Origin of the sequence: Azospirillum brasilense, from assembly GCF_022023855.1 — a bacterium.
In the GTDB taxonomy this organism is placed as follows: Bacteria; Pseudomonadota; Alphaproteobacteria; order Azospirillales; family Azospirillaceae; genus Azospirillum; species Azospirillum brasilense_F.
This window is the reverse complement of the sequence record NZ_CP059449.1, coordinates 600594-621641: the sequence shown is the minus strand read 5'-3', so window position 1 is coordinate 621641 and position 21048 is coordinate 600594. Positions and strand designations below refer to the sequence as shown.

The 21048-nt window shown below is 69.9% G+C and carries 23 protein-coding genes and 1 pseudogene; 14 read left to right on the top strand and 10 right to left on the bottom strand.

Annotated elements, in window-relative coordinates; translation table 11 throughout:
• Nucleotides 1–52: 52 nt before the first annotated feature.
• From H1Q64_RS02945 to H1Q64_RS02930, 4 genes are all read left to right on the top strand, one after another.
• A complete protein-coding gene (locus H1Q64_RS02945; protein WP_237904308.1) occupies nucleotides 53–1735 on the top strand; it encodes a sensor domain-containing diguanylate cyclase in 1683 nt (560 codons plus the stop codon).
• Nucleotides 1732–3075 carry a DUF2336 domain-containing protein gene (locus H1Q64_RS02940; RefSeq protein WP_237904307.1) on the top strand — a complete coding sequence of 448 codons (1344 nt, stop codon included), beginning with the start codon at nucleotides 1732–1734 and terminating at the stop codon, nucleotides 3073–3075. Before H1Q64_RS02945 ends, H1Q64_RS02940 begins: the two co-directional genes overlap by 4 nt.
• Nucleotides 3076–3101: 26 nt before the next feature.
• Entirely contained in the window at nucleotides 3102–3728 is a 627-nt protein-coding gene (locus H1Q64_RS02935) for a hypothetical protein (RefSeq protein WP_237904306.1), read from the top strand.
• 147 nt (nucleotides 3729–3875) lie between these two features.
• Entirely contained in the window at nucleotides 3876–4568 is a 693-nt protein-coding gene (locus H1Q64_RS02930; RefSeq protein ID WP_237904305.1) for a hypothetical protein, read from the top strand.
• A gap of 28 nt (nucleotides 4569–4596) precedes the next feature.
• Here H1Q64_RS02930 and H1Q64_RS02925 read toward each other — a convergent pair whose 3' ends face one another.
• Entirely contained in the window at nucleotides 4597–5961 is a 1365-nt protein-coding gene (locus H1Q64_RS02925) for a pentapeptide repeat-containing protein (protein WP_237904304.1), read from the bottom strand.
• 394 nt (nucleotides 5962–6355) lie between these two features.
• Here H1Q64_RS02925 and ffh point away from each other — a divergent pair, with 394 nt between their 5' ends.
• From ffh to rplS, 5 genes are all read left to right on the top strand, one after another.
• Nucleotides 6356–7723, top strand: a complete 1368-nt coding sequence (gene ffh, locus H1Q64_RS02920) for a signal recognition particle protein (protein ID WP_145625371.1) — start codon at nucleotides 6356–6358, stop codon at nucleotides 7721–7723.
• Between the two features lie 81 nt (nucleotides 7724–7804).
• A complete protein-coding gene (rpsP, locus tag H1Q64_RS02915; RefSeq protein WP_014239325.1) occupies nucleotides 7805–8158 on the top strand; it encodes a 30S ribosomal protein S16 in 354 nt (117 codons plus the stop codon).
• 132 nt (nucleotides 8159–8290) lie between these two features.
• Nucleotides 8291–8887: a ribosome maturation factor RimM gene (gene rimM, locus H1Q64_RS02910; RefSeq protein WP_237904303.1), complete on the top strand. Its 597-nt coding sequence runs from the start codon at nucleotides 8291–8293 to the stop codon at nucleotides 8885–8887.
• Nucleotides 8884–9684, top strand: a complete 801-nt coding sequence (trmD, locus tag H1Q64_RS02905) for a tRNA (guanosine(37)-N1)-methyltransferase TrmD (protein ID WP_269145353.1) — start codon at nucleotides 8884–8886, stop codon at nucleotides 9682–9684. The genes rimM and trmD overlap by 4 nt, the downstream gene beginning before the upstream one ends.
• 40 nt (nucleotides 9685–9724) lie before the next feature.
• Entirely contained in the window at nucleotides 9725–10120 is a 396-nt protein-coding gene (gene rplS, locus H1Q64_RS02900) for a 50S ribosomal protein L19 (protein WP_014239328.1), read from the top strand.
• A gap of 208 nt (nucleotides 10121–10328) precedes the next feature.
• Here rplS and H1Q64_RS02895 read toward each other — a convergent pair whose 3' ends face one another.
• The gene (locus tag H1Q64_RS02895) at nucleotides 10329–11243 is read right to left on the bottom strand and encodes a DMT family transporter (RefSeq protein WP_237904302.1); all 915 of its coding nucleotides are present in this window, start codon (nucleotides 11241–11243) and stop codon (nucleotides 10329–10331) included.
• Between the two features lie 109 nt (nucleotides 11244–11352).
• Nucleotides 11353–11550: a hypothetical protein gene (locus H1Q64_RS02890; RefSeq protein ID WP_237904301.1), complete on the bottom strand. Its 198-nt coding sequence runs from the start codon at nucleotides 11548–11550 to the stop codon at nucleotides 11353–11355.
• A 248-nt stretch (nucleotides 11551–11798) separates the two neighbouring features.
• On the opposite strand from H1Q64_RS02890, the gene leuC reads away from it, so the two are divergent.
• From leuC to H1Q64_RS02865, 5 genes and pseudogenes are all read left to right on the top strand, one after another.
• Nucleotides 11799–13202, top strand: coding sequence for a 3-isopropylmalate dehydratase large subunit (leuC, locus tag H1Q64_RS02885; RefSeq protein ID WP_200527774.1), 1404 nt, complete (start codon nucleotides 11799–11801; stop codon nucleotides 13200–13202).
• Nucleotides 13203–13283: 81 nt separating this feature from the next.
• Nucleotides 13284–13448: pseudogene (locus H1Q64_RS33765) on the top strand (helix-turn-helix transcriptional regulator); the annotation flags it as partial.
• A 45-nt stretch (nucleotides 13449–13493) separates the two neighbouring features.
• Entirely contained in the window at nucleotides 13494–13973 is a 480-nt protein-coding gene (locus H1Q64_RS02875; protein WP_237904300.1) for a helix-turn-helix transcriptional regulator, read from the top strand.
• A 105-nt stretch (nucleotides 13974–14078) separates the two neighbouring features.
• Nucleotides 14079–14456 (top strand): VOC family protein, encoded by a 378-nt coding sequence (locus H1Q64_RS02870; protein WP_237904299.1) that lies wholly within the window; start codon nucleotides 14079–14081, stop codon nucleotides 14454–14456.
• 8 nt (nucleotides 14457–14464) lie between these two features.
• Nucleotides 14465–14905, top strand: a complete 441-nt coding sequence (locus H1Q64_RS02865) for an EVE domain-containing protein (RefSeq protein ID WP_237904298.1) — start codon at nucleotides 14465–14467, stop codon at nucleotides 14903–14905.
• Between the two features lie 24 nt (nucleotides 14906–14929).
• Here H1Q64_RS02865 and H1Q64_RS02860 read toward each other — a convergent pair whose 3' ends face one another.
• The 7 genes from H1Q64_RS02860 to rmuC form a co-directional block, all read right to left on the bottom strand.
• The gene (locus H1Q64_RS02860) at nucleotides 14930–16276 is read right to left on the bottom strand and encodes a branched-chain amino acid ABC transporter permease (protein ID WP_237904297.1); all 1347 of its coding nucleotides are present in this window, start codon (nucleotides 16274–16276) and stop codon (nucleotides 14930–14932) included.
• An 83-nt stretch (nucleotides 16277–16359) separates the two neighbouring features.
• Entirely contained in the window at nucleotides 16360–17097 is a 738-nt protein-coding gene (gene truA / locus H1Q64_RS02855) for a tRNA pseudouridine(38-40) synthase TruA (RefSeq protein ID WP_237904296.1), read from the bottom strand.
• The gene (gene fmt, locus H1Q64_RS02850) at nucleotides 17079–18059 is read right to left on the bottom strand and encodes a methionyl-tRNA formyltransferase (RefSeq protein ID WP_237904295.1); all 981 of its coding nucleotides are present in this window, start codon (nucleotides 18057–18059) and stop codon (nucleotides 17079–17081) included. Before fmt ends, truA begins: the two co-directional genes overlap by 19 nt.
• Nucleotides 18060–18083: 24 nt before the next feature.
• Nucleotides 18084–18590, bottom strand: a complete 507-nt coding sequence (gene def, locus H1Q64_RS02845) for a peptide deformylase (protein WP_237904294.1) — start codon at nucleotides 18588–18590, stop codon at nucleotides 18084–18086.
• A 126-nt stretch (nucleotides 18591–18716) separates the two neighbouring features.
• A complete protein-coding gene (locus H1Q64_RS02840; RefSeq protein ID WP_145674796.1) occupies nucleotides 18717–18947 on the bottom strand; it encodes a hypothetical protein in 231 nt (76 codons plus the stop codon).
• A gap of 108 nt (nucleotides 18948–19055) precedes the next feature.
• The gene (locus tag H1Q64_RS02835) at nucleotides 19056–19265 is read right to left on the bottom strand and encodes a cold-shock protein (RefSeq protein WP_014239340.1); all 210 of its coding nucleotides are present in this window, start codon (nucleotides 19263–19265) and stop codon (nucleotides 19056–19058) included.
• Nucleotides 19266–19466: 201 nt separating this feature from the next.
• The gene (rmuC, locus tag H1Q64_RS02830; RefSeq protein ID WP_237904293.1) at nucleotides 19467–20912 is read right to left on the bottom strand and encodes a DNA recombination protein RmuC; all 1446 of its coding nucleotides are present in this window, start codon (nucleotides 20910–20912) and stop codon (nucleotides 19467–19469) included.
• Nucleotides 20913–21048: the final 136 nt, after the last annotated feature.

Genomic DNA, 21048 nt, shown 5'->3' with positions numbered 1-21048 from the left:
CGGTATACTCCGCCCCGCGCAGTCTCAGGTTCGCACCGTGTCCGCAGACCCAATGTCCGAAGTTCCGCCGGCCAACCCGTCCGGCGTCATCCTTACCCCCACGCTCCTGGCCGCATTCCCCGGTCCGGCGATCCGGTTGGATTCCGCTCATGCGGTTGCCGCCGCGAACGCCGCCGCGGACGAGCTGCTGTCCGCCGGCGGACGCTGGCTCGCGGACATCCAGGGGTGGCTGGCGACGTGCAGCGTCGCGCCGGGCCTGCGCTCCCTTCCGGTGGAGTTGCCGCGCGGCGTGATGATCGTCGAATGGGCGGCCACGCCGCTGCCCGACGGGGAAATCCTGCTGCTGGGGCGCGACGCCACGCTGGAGCGGCAGCTCCGCCAGACGCTGATCGAGTCGCGCCGCCGCTACAAGGATCTTGTCGAGGTTTCGAGCGATTTTGCCTGGGAAACAGGCAGCGACGGGCGATTCGTCTTCGTCACGCCCAAGGGCGCGCTGGGCTACAGCTCGGATGCGTTGATTGGTCGCAACCCCAAGGATCTGGCGGTGACCGAGTGGGGCGACCTGCCGTTGCCGTTCGACAGCCGCCGTCCCGTCGATCAGGCGGAGCTGTGGCTGAAGCGGGTTGACGATCTGCCCGCCTGCTTCGTGGTGTCGGCGGTGCCGCTGTTCGGCCCGCAGGGAGAATGGATGGGTGCGCGCGGCGTCTGCCGCGAAACGACGGAGCAGGTGCTGCGTTCCGCCGAGCTGGCACGGGTGCGCAACCGCGAAAAGATGCTCGCCCACATCGTCCACACGTTGCGCGACCAGCTCGACGCCCAGAAGGCGCTGCACGTCGCCGCGGTGGAAACCGCGCGTGCGCTGGGCGCCGACGGCTGCCGCATCTACCGCGCGACGGAAACGGGCGCCCTGCGTCCCGCCGCCGATTTCGCCGCGGAGATCCCGGAGGAACTGCTCTCCGACCTGTCGCGCCCCGTTCTGGAGGAGATCGCCGGCAGCGAGGACCCGCATGAGCTGACCCTGGGGGCGAACCGGCTGTTGGCCGCCCGGACGGAACACCGTCAGGCGGTGAACGGCGCCGTGGTGATCTGGCGCGGTGACGATTCCGATCCGTGGGACGACGAGGACCGGATGCTGCTGTCCGGCGTGGCCGACCACATCGGCATCGCCCACGCGCATCTGGCCTATCAGGAGCGGCTGCGCCGTCTGTCGGAGCGCGACGGGCTGACCGGCCTGTTCAACCGCCGCACCTTCTTCGAGCGGCTGGACGAGGTGCTCGGCCGTTCGGACACAGGGCCGTCCGCGCTGCTCTACGTGGACCTCGACAATTTCAAGGCCGTGAACGACCTGCATGGGCATCAGCAAGGCGACGCCGTGCTGAAGGCCATCGGCGGGCTGCTGACCAACGGCGTCCGGCCCGGCGACCTGCCGGGACGGCTGGGCGGCGACGAGTTCGTCCTGTGGCTGGGTCGCACCGACGAGGAGCAGGCGGTGGCGGTGGCCGAACGGCTGCTGGCCGGGATGGTCGCGCTGCGCCATCTCTCCGCCGGTCCGGACAAGCCGCTGGGCCTGTCCATCGGCGTCGCCGTGCACCGGGTGGGGCGCGAGACCGTGCAGGAGCTGACCGACCGCGCCGACTCGGCGATGTACGACGCCAAGAAGCGCGGGAAAGGCCATTACGCCGTCGCTCCGGCTCCCAAGGGGGAAAGCTCTGTCGTGGCAGAGGCGTCCCTATGACCATCCGCGGCGACCACGCCGATCCCCAGCTTCTCGACCCCGCCGATTACGAGGCGGCCAAGCAGATGGCGCGCAGCGCCGACCCGGCGGTGCGCCGCCGCGTCGCCGCGTCGCCCGAGACCCGGCCGGAGCTGCTCTATTTCCTGGCCGCCGACGCGGCGGCGGAGGTGCGTGAGGCCATCGCCACCAACGCCGGCACGCCGCGGCAGGCGGACCTGATGCTGGCCACCGACCGGGAGGTCGCGGTGCGCGGCGCCCTGGCGCAGAAGGTCGCCCGGCTGCTGCCCGACCTGTCCGCCGACCAGGCGTCGCAGATCGAGCGGCTGACGCTGGAGTGCCTGGAGGCGCTGGCCCGCGACCAGGCGACGGAGGTGCGCGGCATCCTGTCGGAAGCGCTGAAGGAGCTGCCCGGCGCGCCCCACGGCGTCATCAACACGCTGGCTCGCGACGTGGAGCTGTCGGTCTGCGCCCCGGTCCTGCAATTCTCGCCGATCCTGACCGACGAGGATCTGGCCGACATCATCATGCGCGGTCCGGTGGCCGGCGCCCTGTCGGCGATCGCCGGACGCAAGCAGATCTCGGCCTCCGTCGCCGACTCCATCGCGCGGTCCGACGACGAGGCGGCGATGACCGCTCTGCTCGCCAACCCTTCGGCCCAGATCCGCGAGGAGACGCTGGACCGCATCCTCGACCAGGCGCCGCAGCACGAGCCCTGGCACGCCCCGCTGGTCCGCCGGCCGCGCCTGCCCGCCCGTGCCGTTGCGCGTCTGGCGAGCTTCGTCGCCGACAACCTCCTGAAGGTCCTGCGGGAGCGCACCGACCTCGACCCCGCCGCCGCCCGCGCCCTGGCCGAGGGCGTGCGGGCGCGCGTCAACCGCGGGGCCGGAGGCAACGGTGGCGGTGGACCCGGTGTCGCCCGCGGCCTCGTCGATTTCGGGGAGGAGGAGCTTGGCCATCTGCCGGGCGACAAGGACAAGGCGGCCGAACGCCCGTCCGACAAGGCGGCGAGGCTGAACAAGGAAGGCAAGCTGACGGAGAAGCTGCTGGAAGGCGCGCTGGCGGAGGGCGACCGGGCCTTCGTCCTGGCCGGGCTGGGCGAGCTGGCGCAGCTTCCCATGCCGATCATCGACCGCATCATCGGCACCCACGCCCCGCGCGCCGTCACCTCCCTGGTGTGGCGCTGCGGCCTGTCGATGCGCTTCGCCCGGCAGGTGCAATTGCGCATCGCCCAGATTCCGCCAAAAACCGCGCTTATGGCAAAGGAAGGCGTCCTTTACCCGATGTCCGACGACGAGATGCGCTGGCAGCTCGCCTTCTTCGGAGTCGAGGAGAAAGTCTGACGTCGCGCCACCACACGGACCCGTTCATGCGCGCCCTGGCTCTGCTGCTGTTGTTTCTCGGTTTCTCCATACCGGCCTTCGCCGCTCCGCCGCCCGCCTCCCCCGAGGAGCGGGAGGTCGCGGCGGTCTTCGATAGCGCCCGTTCCGCCCTGGCGCAGAAGCGCGGCGCGGCGGTCGTCCCGCTGCTGTCCCGCGCGTCGGTCGACAAGCTGGAGCAGGTGCGCGGCGTCGCCCGCAGCGGCAACGACTCCGGACTCGCCAAGCTGGAGCCGGCGGAGAAGTTCGCCGCCATGGGCTTGCGCCGCTATGTCAGCCCGGCGGACCTGCGCCGCATGTCGCTCGGCGAACTGGCCGATCACGGCATGAAGAACGGCTGGCTCGGCCCCAACGTCATCGGCAGCAGCGGGCTCGGCCCGGTGCGGGTGCGCGGCGACCGCGCCTCCGCCCTGCTGATGGTCGACAACCGCCCGGCCCTGGTTCCCGCCGACTTCGTGCGCGAGGGCGGGGCGTGGAAGATCGACCTGACCGGCGTCTTCAGCTTCGGCAGTCAGATGCTGAAGGGCTTCGCCGCCATGTCGGGCAAGAGCGACGAGGCCTACATCGAGGACATGCTGCAGAAGCTGCCGGCCAAGCCGGCGATGATGCACCGCTGACCGGCCGGATGGGCGCGGCTGTGCTAGCGCGGACAGGCAGGGGATGACGCGTTGCGCGTTACACCTCCTGCGACGGGGTGGGCCGTTGCGCGGAATCCAGGGATTGCGTTAGAGTCGCGCCACACGCACGACGCGTTGGTGCCCCTCATGACCGCTCCGGATGGCTATCCCTTCGCCGCGCTGACCGAAGCGGACGCCGGGTTCTTCCCGTCGGCCAGGAGCGTCGGCGTTCCGCCCGCCATCCCCTACCGGGTTTCCTGTGCCCCCGCTTTCGCAGCGGCGGCGGTCCGTCTGGCCGCCAAGCGCGGAACCGACCTGTCGGCGCTCGCCGCCGCCGCGCTGTTGCTGGCGCCCGACCGGACGCCAGACCCGGGGGCACCGGACGATGGTGCGGAGCGGGCGGTGCTGGACCTGCGGCTGCCGCCCGGCCACAGCGACGCGGCGATCCGCCGGGCGCTGGCGGCGGCGCTGGCGCTGGCCGAACCCGGCTGCCGCCTGATGCCCGCCGAGGAGGCGGGGCGGCTGGAAGGCGCGGTGGAAACGCTGACTTACCGCAACAAGGCGCTGGCCCACGCGCTGGAGCGGGTGTCCTTCCGCCCGCTGGACGGCAAGCTGACCCAGGTGCGCGACGCCGCGCAGATGTTCGGCTTCGTCAATGAATGGTGCTTCGACGAGGACCGGGTGGTGAAGCGCTTCCGCGAACTGGCCCCGGTCTATCACCCGGACACCGGCGTGGTCGCCTGCCGGGACCGCATGGCCCAGCTGATCGACGCGCGCAACCTGCTGATCAACCACGTCCGCACCGCCTACCGCTCTGGTCCCTGGACGCGGCGTCCCTGAAGGCGGCGGCCCTGAGTCCGCGAACGGATCAGGTCCCGGTCATCTCCTCGATCCCGATGGCGTCGGTCAGGCTGGTGCCGTCCAGAACCGTCCCGTCGAGGTCCGCGCCGGTCAGGTCGGTGCCGGTCAGGTCGGCCTCGCTCAGGTTGGCGCCGCGCAAGTCCGCCCCGGCGAGGTTGGCCCCGGACAGGTTGACCTTGCGCAGGTCGGCGTCCTTCAGAACGGCCATACCCATGCGGGCGCGCTGCAGGTTGGCCCGCCAGACGTGGCTGCTCGACCCCTGGATGTGCACGGGGCCGAGCTGCGCCTCGGTCAGGTTGGCGCCGGTCAGGGTCGCCCGCTCGAAGTTGACGCCGCGCAGGTCGGCCTTGGTGAAGTTCACCTTGCGCAGGTCCGACAGCGACAGGTCGGCGATGGCGAGCGAGGTGCCCATCATCGACGCGCCCCGCAGCGTAATGCATTGCAAGATGCCGGCCGACAGGTTGATGCCGTCGAGGTTGCGCCCCGACAGATCGAGCGAGGAGAGGTCGGCGCGCTTGCCGTCCTTGCCGCCGCTGTCGATCCAGGAAACGTGCAGGGTCAGGATGTCGCGCAGGTCATCGTCCGGATTCTCCAGAACCTTCGCCATCACCGCGGCGGACAGGTTGGGCGAGCGGAGCTGGGCCGCGTCCAGGATGGCGCCGATCAGGTTGGCGTTGGTGAAGTTGGCGCGCCCGATGGCGCAGTTGGTCATTACCGCACCGGACAGCCGGGCGCCGGACAGGTTGGCCTCCGACAGGTCGGCGTCGGTCAGGTCGCAGCCCGTCAGGTTGGAGTTCGTCAGGTTCGCGCGCATGAACTTGGTGCCGCGCAGGATCGCGTCGGTCAGGTCGGTCTGCATGACGAAAGCGTTCGCCACCTTGGCCCGCGACAGGTCGGCGCCGCGGATGACCGCCGCCGTCAGTTCCGAGGTCAGGACGGAGTCCTCGAAGTTGTGCGGCATCATCTCGCCCGACGGGCTGTAATGCAGCAGCGTACCGTCGCGCAGGTCCACCTCAACCAGCATGGCTTCCGACAGCACGGCGCCACGCAGGCAGGCGCCGCGCAGGTCGGCGCGGCGCAGGTCGGCCTTCTCCAGGTTCGCCAGCCGCAGGTCGGCGGCGTAGAGGTTCGCGTTGGTCAAATTGGCCCGGGTCAGCCGGGCGCTGAACAGCTTTGCCCCGGACAGGTCGGCGTCGGACAGGTCGATGCCGGACAGGTCCAGATGCGACAGGTCGCGCATCTTCAGGTTCGCGCGCACACCGCCCGGCTGGCTTTTCCGGAAAGCCTGATGCCGGAGCAGGATCGTGTTCAGCTGACTCTGCGTCAGCTTCGTGCGCGGCGTGTTCGTTCCGAAGCCTTGCGCGGGGGGCATCAGGGAAATCCCGGGTTGGAGTCGCGGCACACTGTAAAGGGGAGCCGCGAAGAAAAAGTTAACAATCGCTAACGCTTTATTCAAGTACGCCTCGAATGCGTTCCATCGAGGGCGCTGTTCCCGGGCCGCAAAGCCCCTGGTTGTGTAAGGAAATAGTGGCCCTTCGCGGGGCGTTGCGCAAGAAGGTCCAGCGGGGCGTGGTTGTTGGGTTGTTGACTCCGCCCCCCGCGATGCGTATGGTCCGCCGACCTGCATCCGTCGAGCCATCGACCGGGTACCATCGGCCTGCGTGCCGGGGACCTCCGCCAGTCCGCGAGTTTCGCGCACTGGCTCGTTTGTGCTTGAGCCGATCGTGTTCGAGCGGATGGAGACCGAAACTGAGGACCGCTGACCCATGTTCGATGGCCTGACCGGACGCCTGGGCGACATCTTCGACAAGCTGCGCCGCCGCGGCGCGCTGAGCGAGGAGGACGTCAACGCCGCGCTGCGCGAGGTGCGCGTGGCGTTGCTGGAGGCCGACGTCGCCCTGCCGGTGGTCAAGCAGTTCGTCAACCAGGTCAAGGAACGCGCGATCGGCCAGGAGGTCCTGCGCTCGATCACCCCCGGCCAGCAGGTCATCAAGATCGTCCACGACAACCTCGTGGAGATGCTGGGGCAGGGCGAGGAGATCAACCTCAACGCCGCCGCTCCCGTGCCGATCCTGATGGTCGGCCTGCAGGGCTCGGGCAAGACCACCAGCACCGCCAAGATCGCGCTGCGCCTGAAGAACCGGGACCGCAAGAAGGTCCTGATGGCCTCGCTGGACGTGCGCCGTCCGGCGGCCCAGGAGCAGCTGAAGGTCCTCGGCGAGCAGACCGGCGTCGCCACGCTGCCGATCGTGCCCGGCCAGGACCCCGTCGCCATTGCCCGCCGCGCCATCGAGACCGGCCGGCGCGAAGGCTACGACGTGGTCATGCTCGACACCGCCGGCCGTCTGTCCATCGACGAGGAGTTGATGGCCGAGGTCGCGGCCGTGCGCGACGCGACCAAGCCGGCGGAGACGCTGCTGGTCGCCGACGCCATGACCGGCCAGGACGCGGTGACGGTCGCCACCAACTTCAACGACAAGGTCGGCATCACCGGCATCATGCTGACCCGCGTGGACGGCGACGCCCGCGGCGGTGCCGCCCTGTCGATGCGCCAGATCACCGGCAAGCCGATCAAGCTGCTGGGCATGGGCGAGAAGATCGACGCCCTGGAGGCCTTCCACCCCGACCGCATCGCCGGCCGCATCCTCGGCATGGGCGACGTCGTGTCGCTGGTCGAGAAGGCTGCCGAGAGCATCGACAAGGAAGAGGCCGAGAAGCTCGCCCGCAAGATGGAGAAGGGCCAGGGCTTCGACCTCGACGACATGGCCTCCCAGCTCAAGCAGCTGCGCAAGATGGGCGGCATGTCCGGCCTGATGGGCATGCTGCCGGGCATCGGCAAGATCAAGAACCAGCTCAAGGACGCGAACATCGACGACGGGGTGATCAAGCGCCAGGAGGCGATCATCTCCTCGATGACGAAGAAGGAGCGCAAGCACCCCGAGCTCATCAAGGCGTCGCGCCGCAAGCGCATCGCCGCCGGCTCCGGCACCAGCGTGCAGGAGGTGAACAAGCTGCTCAAGCAGTACGACACCATGCGTGGCATGATGAAGCAGGTGCAGAAGCTGGGGCAGAAGGGGCTGATGCGCCACGGGCTGCAGAGCCTCCTGCCGAAGAATTTCCGGGGACCGAACTGATCCCTGGCGACCGCAACGCGCGATGAGCGCGATCACCTTCAACCGCCTATCAAGCGACTACACCAAGGAAGCGACTGTCCCATGTCCCTGAAGATCCGTCTGGCCCGTGGCGGCGCCAAGAAGCGTCCGTTCTACTCGATCGTCGTCGCCGACGCCCGCAGCCCGCGCGACGGCCGCTTCATCGAGAAGATCGGCACCTACAACCCGATGCTGCCGCGCGAGCACGAGCAGCGCATCGTCCTGGACGCCGAGCGCGCCAAGCATTGGCTGTCGGTCGGCGGCCAGCCGACGGACCGCGTCGCCCTGTTCCTGGCGAACGCCGGCCTGATCGCCAAGCCGGAAATCCGCGAGACTCCGAAGAAGTCCGCCCCGAAGGCCAAGGCGCAGGAGCGTCTGAAGGCCGAGGCCGCCGCCAAGGCCGCTGCCGAGGGCTGATAAAGGGAACGCTCCTCGCCCCCACCCTGACCCTCCCCCGCTGAGCGGGGGATGGGATAAAAGCTCCTTCCCCCGCCCAGCGGGGGAAGGCCGGGATGGGGGCCACGAGCCCGCAAAGCACACGCTCAAGCCATGTCCACAAAAGTCTGCGTCGGCCAATTCGCCGGGGCTCACGGCGTCCGCGGCCTCGTGAAGGTGAAAAGCTTCACCGAGGACGCACAAGCCGTGGCGTCCTACGGCCCCCTCTCGGACGAGCGGGGCGCCCGGCGCTTCGCGCTGACGCTTCAGGGCACCATGAAGGACCTGTTCCTGGTCCGCGTCGATGGCATCGCCACGCGCGAACAGGCGCAGGAGCTGACCGGTGTCCGGCTCTATGTGGACCGTTCCGCCCTGCCCGAGACGGAGGACGAGGACGAGTTCTACCACGCCGACCTGATCGGCCTGCGTGCGGAGCTCGCCGACGGCACCGTCTGGGGCACGGTGAAGGCGCTGTACGACTTCGGAGCCGGTGACGTGCTGGAGATCCGCACGGAATCGGGGCCGCTGGAGATGCTGCCCTTCACCCGCGCCTGCGTTCCGGTGGTCGATGTGAAGGGAGGCCGCGTCGTGGTCGATCTTCCCGCCGTCATCGAAGCGCGCGAAGGCGAGGCGGAAAAGGACGGAGAGGACGCGCCGGACGGCGCGGATGACGCTGAAGACGACGTTGAAAACAAGGGAACCCGCCCGTGAATCACGGCGCTTCCGGTTCTCTTGTCTGGACGGCCAAGGTTCTGACGCTGTTCCCGGAGATGTTTCCGGGTCCGCTGGGGCTCAGCCTTGCGGGAAAGGCGCTGGAAAATGGAGTCTGGGCGTTGGAATCAGTGGACATTCGCTCGTTCGCGCGCGATAAACACCGCTCCGTCGACGACACCCCCTTCGGCGGAGGGGCCGGCATGGTCATGCGGCCCGACGTGCTGGACGCGGCTCTGACCGCGACGGCGGGTCCTCCGGGCACTCCTGGACGCGGACGGGCGATCTACCTGTCGCCTCGCGGACGGGTGCTCGACCAGGAGCTGGTCAAGGAGCTGGCGGCCACCCCGGTGGTCACCCTGCTCTGCGGCCGGTACGAAGGGGTGGATGAGCGGGTGCTGGACGCGCACGGCCTTGAGGAGGTCAGCCTCGGGGATTTCGTGCTGTCCGGCGGCGAGACCGCCGCCCTGTGCCTGATCGACGCCGTGGTGCGCTTGCTCCCCGGTGTCATGGGCAATGCGGAGACGGCGGGCGAGGAAAGTTTCGAACGGGGGTTGCTCGAATACCCCCACTACACCCGGCCCGCGGTCTGGACCGACGGGCAGGGTGTGGAACGGTCGGTTCCGGACATCCTGTTGTCCGGCCACCACGAGAAGGTTCGCGCCTGGCGGCTCGCCGAGGCGGAGCGGATCACCCAGGCCCGGCGACCGGACCTGTGGGACCGCTACGAGGCGGGCAGGAAGGCCGAGGGTCAGATTGGGAAACGGGGTCGCCGGCGCGGCCCGAAACCAGAGTGACGGTCCGCCGCGAGGCGCACCGATGGAAAGGGGTAGTGTCATGAACCTGTTGCAGCAGCTCGAGCAGGAGCAGATCGAGAAGGCCCTCGGCGGCAAGACCATTCCCGTGTTCTCGCCGGGCGACACCGTCCGCGTGAACGTGAAGGTGGTCGAGGGCACGCGCGAGCGTGTCCAGGCTTACGAGGGCGTCGTGATCGCCCGCCGGAACGCCGGCGTGAATTCGTCCTTCACCGTCCGCAAGATCAGCTACGGCGAGGGTGTGGAGCGCGTGTTCCCGCTCTACTCCCCGCGTCTGGAGTCGATCGAGCTGGTCCGCAAGGGCGCCGTCCGCCGCGCCAAGCTGTACTATCTGCGCGACCGTCGCGGCAAGTCGGCCCGTATCGCCGAGCGCACGACCGGCCGCGGCATGAACAACACGAAGGCCGCCGCGGAGTAATCCGGCGCCCTTTCGTTCGGTACGCCTGAACCAGCACCCGCCCGGAGCGATCCGGGCGGGTGTTTGGCGTTGGGGTAGTGATGGCGGGGACGTGGTTGCGTCGATGCCCCCCTCCCGACCTCCCCCCGCTTTGCAGGGGGAGGAGATTTAAGCCCTCCCCTGCGTCAGCGGGGGAGGGTTGGGTGGGGGCCCAGTGCAGCCGCTCCTCCTACCGCGCCCGCATCGTCGTCAGGATCCCCGCGCCGATCAGCGCCACGGCGATCAGCACGCCGGCCGTGAGCGGCTCGCCCATGAAGACCGCGCTCAGCAGCAGGGCGGTGACGGGGACGAGGCAGATGATCTGCCCGGCCTGGGCGGCCGGCATGGCGGTCAGCGACTTCGCCCACCACCAGAAGCACAGCCCCGTGGCGATCACCCAGTTGAACGCCAGGACGGTGCCCAGCGCGGGCGTCCAATGGATCGGCCGGGCGTGCTCCGCCGCCAGGGCCAGCGGCGCAGTCGCCACGGCGCTGACGGCAATCTGCCAGAAGGTCTGGGTCCAGAAGGGCGTGCGCCAGCCGCCGCGCCGACGGCGGTAGAGGGTGGCGCCGAGCGCCCAGCTCAGCGCGCAGGCGAGCAGCAGCCCGTTGCCGAGCAGCACCGCCGGGTCGCTCCAGTCCATCAGCGCCGGGTTGAAGAAGACGAGGACGCCGGCGAAGGTCAGCAACGCGCCGATCACCCGCCCACGCGTGAAGCGCTCCCCGGCCAGCAGGACGCCCAGCGGCAACGCCCACATCTGCATGGTGTAGGCCAGCACCGCGGCCCGTCCCGGCGGCACCACCCGCAGCGCAATGGAGCTGAGGTCCAGCATGCCGGCGATCTGCAGCAGCCCGACCAGGGCCAGCGGCCAACGCTCTCCCGGCGGCGGCAGGAGGGGAAAGCGCAGCACCCGCGACAGCAGGGCCAGCACCGCCGCCGCCCCGGCGAAACGGAGAAAGCAGAAGGTCAGCGGCCCGATGTCGGACAGGGCCAGCTTCATCAGGGGCCAGTTGGCTCCCCAGAACAACACGATTCCCGCAAGCTGCGCGTAGACCACGGTGCCCGGACCGCCCACGGGTCCCTGGCCGGCCGCGGCGCGTGGCATGGCCTGATCCGCCATGAGTCCTCCCAACCCTGAATTTTGCCGCATCCTACGGCGCGGGTGGGGGCGGGAGGTCTGCGTTCCCGGTGCGGCAGCCCCGCGAGGGGGGCCGTTACGGCGTGCCGCCGGTGGAGAAGCCGGTGAGGACCTGGATGCCGAACCAGCCGCCGATGGCGAACAGCACCAGAAGGATCATGGTGGTGGCGATGGCGATGTTGGTCTGGCGGATGCGCCGGCAGTTCGGGCAGCCGGGAAGCTCGGCGGGATAAGGCCGTTCGCAGCGTTCACAGCGGACAGTGGGGTCCGTCACGGGATGACCCTTCATCGAATGGGGCAATGGAGATCGGTGGGCGGACGCTACCATAAGGAGCGCCTTCCCCGCCAGCCGATGGGCAGCGCGGGGGAGCGGCGATTTTTCGCTGCGGGATGCCGGGTGCTTTCCACAGGCTCGGCCTTGTCCTGGTTGAAAGAGACGGCTATTGTGCGGCCCTCTTACCGCACGCTTCGTTCGTCCGGTCTGTGGTTTGCGAGAGAGAATTGCCGCGAGAGAGAGTTGCTATGTCCAAGCCGCGCACCCTGTTCGACAAGATTTGGGACAGCCACGTCGTTCACCGTCAGGACGACGGCACCTGCATCCTCTACATCGACCGCCATCTGGTCCATGAAGTGACCAGCCCGCAGGCGTTCGAGGGGCTGCGGCTTGCCGGCCGTCCGGTGCGCCGTCCGGAAGCGACCCTCGCCGTTCCCGACCACAACGTGCCGACCACCGACCGCTCCAAGGGCATCGTCGAGGAGGAAAGCCGCATCCAGGTCGAGACGCTGGACAAGAACGCGCGCGACTTCGGCGTCCGCTACTTCCCGATGGACGACGTCCGCCAGGGCATCGTGCACATCGTCGGTCCGGAGCAGGGCTTCACGCTGCCCGGCGCCACCATCGTCTGCGGCGACAGCCACACCGCCACCCACGGCGCCTTCGGCGCGCTTGCCTTCGGCATCGGCACGTCGGAGGTGGAGCATGTGCTGGCCACCCAGACCCTGCTGCAGAAGCCGGCCAAGAACATGCTGGTCCGCGTCGACGGCGAGCTGCCGGAGGGCGTGACCGCCAAGGACATCGTGCTGGCGATCATCGGCCGGATCGGCACCGCCGGCGGCACCGGCCACGTCATCGAGTTCGCCGGCGACGCCATCCGCGGCCTGTCGATGGAAGGCCGCATGACCGTCTGCAACATGGCCATCGAGGGCGGCGCCCGCGCCGGCCTGATCGCCCCGGACGAGAAGACCTTCGCGTATGTGATGGGCCGCGCCCTGGCTCCGAAGGCCGGCGCCTGGGAGCAGGCGGTGGAATACTGGAAGACGCTGCCGTCGGACGAGGGCGCGGTCTACGACACCACTGTCGTTCTGAACGCCGCCGACATCGTTCCGCAGGTCACCTGGGGCACCAGCCCGGAGGACGTGCTGCCGATCACCGCGACCGTGCCGAACCCGGCCGACGTGGCCGACGCCGGCAAGCGCGCCGCCGTCGAGCGCTCGCTGGCCTACATGGGCCTGGAGCCCGGCCAGAAGCTGACCGACGTGAAGGTGGACACCGTCTTCATCGGCTCCTGCACCAACGGCCGCATCGAGGATCTGCGCGCCGCCGCGGTGATCGCCCAGGGCCGCAAGGTCGCCGAGGGCGTGCGCGCCCTGGTCGTCCCCGGCTCGGGCCTCGTCAAGGAGCAGGCGGAGGAAGAGGGTCTGGACAAGATCTTCACCGAGGCCGGTTTCGAGTGGCGGGAGCCGGGCTGTTCCATGTGCCTCGCCATGAACGCCGACCGCCTGTCGCCGGGCGAGCGCAGCGCCTCGACCTCCAACCGCAACTTCGAGGGCCGTCAGGGCCGCGGCGGGCGCACCCACTTGCTCAGCCCGGCCATGGCCGCCGCGGCGGCGGTGACCGGGCACCTGACCGACGTGCGCAGCCTGTAAGCTCTCACGGTCCGCTGTGACGCCCGGAGCGGGGATGGCCTTCCAGCCGTCCCCGCTTCGTCCTTTTCGGGGCATCCTCCGCTGTCGCGCGCCGAACGCCTCATTGACCTGATCCAGTGCCTGCGGCGCCATCGCCGGCCGGTCAGCGGGCATGTCCTCGCCGACGAACTCGGCGTCAGCCTGCGCACGATCTACCGCGACGTCGCCACCCTCCAGGCCCAAGGCGCCCGCATCGACGGCGAGCCGGGCGTCGGCTATCTCCTCCAGCCCGGTTTCCTGCTGCCGCCGCTGATGTTCGCGGAGGAGGAGATCGAGGCGCTCGCCCTCGGCATCCGCTGGGTCGCCGACCGGGCGGATGGCGCGCTGGGGGCGGCGGCGCAGAACGCGCTTGCCAAGATCGCGGCGGTGTTGCCGCCGGATCTGCGCGACCGGATGGACGCCTCCGCGCTGCTCGTCGGGCCGGGGGAGCCGATCGTCGGGGACGGCGTCGACCTCGCCGTCGTCCGGCGGGCCATCCGCGGCGAGCGCAAGCTGTCCATCGCCTACCGCGACCGCGACGGGGCCGCCAGCGAGCGCGTCGTCTGGCCCTTCGCGCTCGGCTTCTTCGACCGGCTGCGCGTCATGGTCGCGTGGTGCGAACTGCGCGGGGCGATCCGCCATTTCCGCGCCGACCGCATCGTCACCGTGACGGCGCTGGAAGCCCGCTACCCGCGGCGGCGGCAGGCGTTGCTCAAGGAGTGGCGCGAGGCTGAGGGCATCCCGGCGCGGTGAGCGCCCCCGCGCACGACTGCTGACAGAAACTGTCAGTGTGTTGGCCTAGCTTGGTCTTCGCCGGACGGGATCGCCCGTGCCGGGGACCAGCGAGGAAACCAGCCCATGTTCAGCGCCAACATCATCCTCCTCTATGTGGACAGCCCGACCGCCAGCGCCGCCTTCTACGCCGATCTGACCGGCAAGCCGCCGGTCGAGGCGTCGCCCACCTTCGCCATGTTCGCTCTGGACTCCGGCGTCATGCTGGGGCTGTGGTCGCGCCACACGGTGCAGCCGGCGGCCTCCACGGGACCGCTCGGCGGCAGTGGCGAGATCGGCTTCCGGGTGGCCGGTGCCGAGGCGGTGCAGGCCCTTCACGACGACTGGGTGCGGCGCGGCCTGACCATCGCCCAGCCGCCGACCGCCATGGATTTCGGCCACACCTTCGTCGCGCTGGACCCGGACGGGCACCGCCTGCGCGTCTTCGCCCCGATGGAAGCGTGAGGTCCGCCATGGATCGGACCACCGCCGGCCGCAGCTGGATCGCCGTCGCCTCCGCCGAGCATGTCCGGCGGGGGCGGGCGGAGGGCTTCATGCAGGTCTGCCACGGCAAGGCGGCGCCGCTGCGCCGCATCCGCCCGGGGGACCGCGTCGCCTATTACTCGCCGACCGAGCGTTTCCAGGGAAAGGACCGCCTGCAGTCCTTCACCGCCGTAGGGATCGTGCGGGATGGTGCCCCTTACCCGTTCGACATGGGCGGGGGCTTCATTCCCTTCCGCCGCGACGTGCGGTGGCTGGACGGGCGGGAGGCGCCGATCCAGCCCCTGCTCGACCGGCTGGACTTCTCCGCCGGTGTGCGGAACTGGGGCTATCCGTTCCGCTTCGGGCTGTTCACGGTCACCGACCGCGACCTGGACACCATCGCCGCGGCCATGGGGGCGGACCTTCCCTGACCGGTCCCCGCCACCGGGGGGCTCTCAATCCCCCCGCCCGCGGCGGCGGCCCATCAGCCCGTCCGGGCGGTAGATCAGGAAGAGGGTGAGCAGGCCGAAGGCCACGATGTCCTTGTAGGCGATGGCGAAATAGGCCGACCAGAAGGTCTCGACCAGCCCCAGCAGGGCGCCGCCCAGCATGGCGCCGGGGACCGACCCGATGCCGCCGACCACCGCGGCGGCCAGCGCCTTGAAGCCCACCAGATAGCCCGTGTAGAAGTTCACCCCACCGTAATAGAGCGCGATCACCGCCCCCGCCGCCGCGGCGAGCGCGCCGCCCACCGCGAAGGTGGTGGCGACGGTGCGGTCCACGTCCACCCCGACCAGCTCCGCCGCCCCGACATCGTCGGCGCAGGCGCGGTGGGCGCGGCCGTAGGCGGTGCGCTGCATGATCGCCCAGAGCAGGGCGTAGAGCCCGCCGGTCATCAGAAGGATCACCGCCTGCGAGGTCAGGGCGGTAACGGTGAAGGCGCCGTCGCTGAGCAGCTCGTGCCGGTCGGCCAGGAACTGGGCGGGCCACCAGTCGCGGGCGCCGTGCAGAAGCCGCATCCCCTCCTGATAGGCGATGGACAGGCCGACGGCGGCGATCAGCGGCGTGTGGTTGTGGGTGCGGCGCAGGCGGCGGAACACCAGCCGGTCCATGGTCCAGCCCTGGACGGCGGTGAAGGCCATCACCGTGGCGAAGACTCCCAGCACCGCCAGCGGCAGGCTGCCCAGCCCGGCCATGCCCAGAGCCGCCGCCCCCATGGCGGTCAGCATGGCACCGATCATGGTCAGTTCGCCCATGGCGAGGTTGATCTGCCCCAGGATGCCGTAAACCAGCGTGTAGCCCAGCGCCAGCAGCCCGTAGACGCAGGCCACCGTGGCCGCGTTGATGAGCTGTTGCAGGAAGAAGAGCAGCGGCGCCCAGTCCGTCCGCGGCCCCGGCTCCGGTCTGCTCGACTCGGGCGGCAGGCCTAGGCGGGCGGCGGGCAGGCCGGCCCAGATGCGCAGCATGATGAGTTGCATGGGCCGCAGCCGCCCCATGCGGTCGGTCGCCACCGCCACCAGCTCGTGCCGGCGCGAGTCGAAGAAGCGTCCGCCGAAGCGGCAGGCGATCCAGTGGGTGCCGGTCTCCGCGCCGCCGTTGCCCGAGCGGTAAGTCAGGCGCAAGGCCGGCTCGTCGCCGCCCAGCGCTTGCGTGTCCAGGATGGTGACGGGTCCGGAGTCGAAGGCGGGGATCAACTTGCCGCACAGCGCGGCCTGATCGCCGTCCACACCGCAGCCGGTCAGCAGCAGGGCGGCGATGAGCAGCAGGAACGGTGGGAGCAGGCGCGGCGGATGACGGTGCACGGCGACGGAAACCCGGCCGGTTGTGCTTCGCCTGAGAGTCTATCGGCAATTGGCAACGAGCGCCAGACGCCGCCTTGGGAGTGTCAGTAGCGGGCGCCGACGAAATACAGCCCATCCGGCGGGGCGGTCGGCCCGGCGGCGGAGCGGTTGCGGGCCTCCAGCGCGCGGCGCAGGTCGTCGGCGCTCCACTTGCCGGCCCCGACCAGCTCCAGCGTGCCCACCATGTTGCGCACCTGATGGTGCAGGAAGGAGCGGGCGGCGGCGTGCACCCGGACCTCGTCGCCGACCCGCTCGACGGCCAGCCGCTCCAGCGTCTTGACCGGGGAGTTGGCCTGGCAGAGCGCGGCGCGGAAGCTGGTGAAGTCGTGCCGGCCGACCAGGACCTGCGCGGCCGCGTGCATCGCCTCGGCGTCCAGAGGGCGCATGACGTGCCAGGCGCGGCCCGTCTCCAGGGCCAGCGGGGCGCGGCGGTTGACGATGCGGAAGACGTAGCTGCGCCCCAGGCAGGTCATGCGGGCGTGGAACTCCTCCGGCACCGCCTCGGCCAGCAGGACGGCCACGGGGGCGGGCCTCAGGTGGAAGTTCAGCGCGTCGCGCAGCTTCAGCCCGGTGAAGGGCTTTTCCAGATCGAAATGGCAGACCTGCCCCAGCGCGTGCACCCCGGCGTCCGTCCGTCCGGAGGTGTGGACGCGCACGGTCTCGCCCGACAGGCGCTCGATCGCCTCCTCCAGCGTCTGCTGGACGGAGGGGCCGTTGTCCTGCCGCTGCCAGCCGACGAAGGGCCGGCCGTCATATTCGAGGGTCAGTTTCCAGCGCTGCATGCGGCGTCGCCGAGACGGGTGCCGACGGGAAGGGCGAAGCCGCGCAGGAGGGCGGCGCCATCCACCGGGGCCTTGCCGGGCCGCTGCACCAGGGTGAGGCGTACGGCGCCGTCGGAGCAGGCGATGGTCAGGCGGTCGTCCAGCAGCGTGCCGGGCGCCGCCTTGCGGGCATCAGGCGTCGGGGCGGGCGCGGGCTCCGCCTTCAGCACCTTGATCCGCTCCACCCCGCCCGTCGGCGTCGGGGCGTCGAACCAGCAGCCGGGCCAGGGGGTGAGGGCGCGGACCTGCCGCTCCACATAGGCGGCGTCGCGCGTCCAGTCGAGCCGGCCATCCTCGCGCGTCAGCTTGGCGGCGTAGGTCACGCCGGCCTCCGGCTGCGGCTCTGCGGTCAGGCGGCCTTCGGCGAGGCCGCCGAGCGCCTCCACGATCAGGCGGGCGCCCATCTCGGCCAGCGCGTCGTGCAGGCTGCTGGCGGTGGTCCCGGCGGTGATCGGCACCGCGTCCTTCAGCAGCATGGCTCCGGTGTCGAGCCCGATGTCCATCTGCATGATGGTGATGCCGGTCTCGGCGTCGCCGGCCAGGATCGAACGCTGGATCGGGGCGGCGCCGCGCCAGCGCGGCAGCAGGGAGCCGTGCACGTTCAGGCAGCCCAGCCGCGGCGCGTCGAGGATCGGCTGCGGCAGGATCAGACCGTAGGCGGCGACCACCGCGGCGTCGGCCTTCAACTCGGCGAACTCCGCCTGGGCCTCGGCGTTGCGCAGCGACTTGGGCGTGCGCACGGGGATGCCGTGCTCCTCGGCGAAGCGGTGGACCGGGGATTTCTGGACCTGCTGCCCGCGCCCAGCGGGGCGGGGCGGCTGGCTGTAGACGCAGACCACCTCGTGCCCGGCATCGGCCAGGGCGCGCAGGCTGGGCACGGCGAAATCCGGCGTGCCCATGAAAACGAGGCGGAGCGGCGTCATGAAGAGTCGTCCAACGTCAGAAGGTTAGGCGCGCTGCATCTTCTGGACTTTGCGCAGGATCATGTTGCGCTTCAGCATCGACAGGTAGTCGACGAACAGCACGCCGTTCAGATGGTCGATCTCGTGCTGGATGCAGGTCGCCAGCATGCCGTCGGCTTCGATCTCGCGCATCTCGTTGGTCTCGTCCAGGTAACGGACGCGGACCGAGGAGGGGCGGGTGACCTCGGCGTACTGGTCGGGCACCGACAGGCATCCCTCCTCGCACACCGACGTCTCGTCCGATTTCCAGACGATTTCCGGGTTGGCGAGGCGGATAGGGTTCGGCTTCTCGTCCTTGTCGTGCACGTCCACGACGATCACCCGCTCCAGGATGCCGATCTGCGGCGCGGCGAGGCCGATGCCCTTCGCGGCGTACATGGTCTCGACCATGTCGTCCATCAGCTTGGCGATGCGGGCGTCGACCTTTTCGACGGGCTTCGCCTTCTGCTTCAGGACGGGGTGCGGGGCGACGAGGATATCGAGAACGGCCATGGGAACTCAGCAACGGTGCGTGGAGGTGCGACAATCCGTCAAAATATGGGGGGCGGGCCACGAGGTCAAGGAAGGCGCAAGGCACAACCCGCGGCGACCCGCCGATCCCATCGGGACGGCCGCGCCTCAGAGGGGCGAGCGGGTGATCGACTTGATGGGGCCGCGGGGATTGCCGGACATCTCGGCGATCTTGCGGTCCTGCTCCTCGATGAAGCCGCGGGCCGGCTCGTCGCCGTCCAGGCCGCCGACCAGCGTGCCGGGAACCTTGCGGTTGGAGGTGCGGGCGCCGTCTTCGTACAGAACGTCGAACAGCACGTAGGCGCTGTCTACCGGCTGCTTCTTCTTGGTCTTGGCCATGGGGGGAAACTCCGAACGTCAGGGGGGTGCTTGTAGAGGAAAAGCGCGCAACGGAAAAGGGCACCGGTTTCCCGGTGCCCCCTCCGATGCCGTGCCGTGAGACGTGGCTCAGACGGCCTTCAGGTTCTCCGCCGAGGTCTTGCCGCGCTTCGGATCGCGCTGCTCCTCGTAGGACACCTTCTGGCCTTCGTTCAGGCTGCGCAGACCCGCGCGCTCAACCGCGGAGATGTGGACGAAAACGTCCGCACCACCGTTGTCCGGCTGAATGAAGCCATAACCCTTGGTGCTGTTGAACCACTTGACGGTACCGACGGGCATGATTGCTCTCCGATTAGTATGAAAGGCGCCGCATCGGCCGGTGCGGCGCATCAGACTGTGTCCAGGCATAGCGACGATCTGGGCACCCGAAGGCGTAGCAGGCCGGCAGTCCGAAGCAGAATGACAGGAGGGAAATTGGGACCGCTCCCCTCCTTTGCAAGGCGAAACAAGACGGGCAAATCTGGGTTGCAGACTTCGGTCCTAAGCCCTGGCTGCCGCTCGCAGCTCGGCCGCGCGAAGCTCCGGCGCTTGGAGCGGGCGCGGGGCGTGGTCCAGCGGTTCCAGCAGGGGGATCTCCTCGGCGCTGTCCGGGGTGGCGTGCAGGTCCCGGAAACGGCGGGCGGTGACCAGGACGCGGGACTCCAGGCTGCCGACCGCCCCATTGTAGCTGCCCACGGCCTTTTCGAGCTGCCCGCCCAACCGCTCCATGTGGCCGCCCAGGTCGTGCAGGCGCTTGTAAAGCTCGGCGCCCAAGGCGCTGATCTCGCGGGCGCTGTCGGTCAGCCGCTCCTGCCGCCAGCCATAGGCGACGGCGCGCAGCAGCGCGATCAGCGTCGTCGGGGTGGCGAGGATCACGCGGTGGTCGATGCCCGCCTCGATCAGCGCCGGGTCATGCTCCAGAGCCGCGGAGAAGAAGTTCTCGCCGGGCAGGAACAGCACGACGAATTCCGGGGAATCCGCGAACTGGTCCCAATAGGCCTTGGTGCCGAGCTGCTTCATATGCTCGCGCACGTGGCGGGCGTGGCGCGACAACCCGTCGCGGCGGGCGCCGTCGTCGGCGGCCTGCACCCCGTCGAGATAGCCCTCCAGCGGCGTCTTGGCGTCCACCACGATGGTCTTGCCGCCGGGCAGCTTGACCACGAGGTCGGGGCGCAGCCGCCCGCCGGCGGCCTCCACGCTCATCTGCTCCACGAAGTCGCAATGGTCGAGCATGCCCGCCATCTCGCAGACCCGGCGGAGCTGGATCTCGCCCCAGCGCCCGCGGGCCACCGGGCTGCGCAGGGCGCGGACGAGGTTGCCGGTCTCGGCGCGGAGCTGGGCCTGGGTCTCCACCAGCGACAGCACCTGCTGCTTCAGCCCCTCGTAGGCGCCGGCGCGGCTGCGCTCCATCTCCTGGATCTGGCCGTCCATGCGTTCCAGCGACTGGCGGACCGGGGCGACGATGTCGGCGATGGCGGTCTGACGCTTTTCCAGGTCGCCGCGCGCCTGCTCCTGGAAGGTCGTCAGCGTTTCCTTGGCGAGGTCGAGGAAGCTCTGGTTGTTGGAGCGCAGGGCCTCCGCGGACAGGGCCTTGAAGCTGTCGGACAGGGTGGCCTGCGCGCGCTCCAGAAGGGCCAGCTTCTCCGCCGCCGACGCGCGCTCGCGGGCCAGCGTGGTGGACAGCTCCGCCTGCCGTTCGCGGGCGGCGGACAGCTCGCCGGTCAGCCGGGTGATCTGGTGGTCGCGGGCCTCCACCTCTTCCCGCAGGTCGCCTTCGATTCGCTCGGCGACGTCGAGCCGGGTGACCAGCTCGGCGTGGATGGCGGCGGCCTCCGCCTCGGCGCGTGCGGCGTAGAGGCGCACGATCATGCCCGCCAGGATCGCCCCGAGAAGGGCGCCGGCAAGACCGCCGAGAGCCACCGACTGTGCGTCGAACGCGAACTGCATGAAATTCCCCGAAGATCGCTGCAAATGCCGAGACCACAGGCGAGACTACAGGAACGAATCAGGAAAGAGAACGGGCAATGAACAAAGAAGAACCCTCCCTGCGGCTCCGTTCTGCCTGCGATGCGGGTCGGTGAAG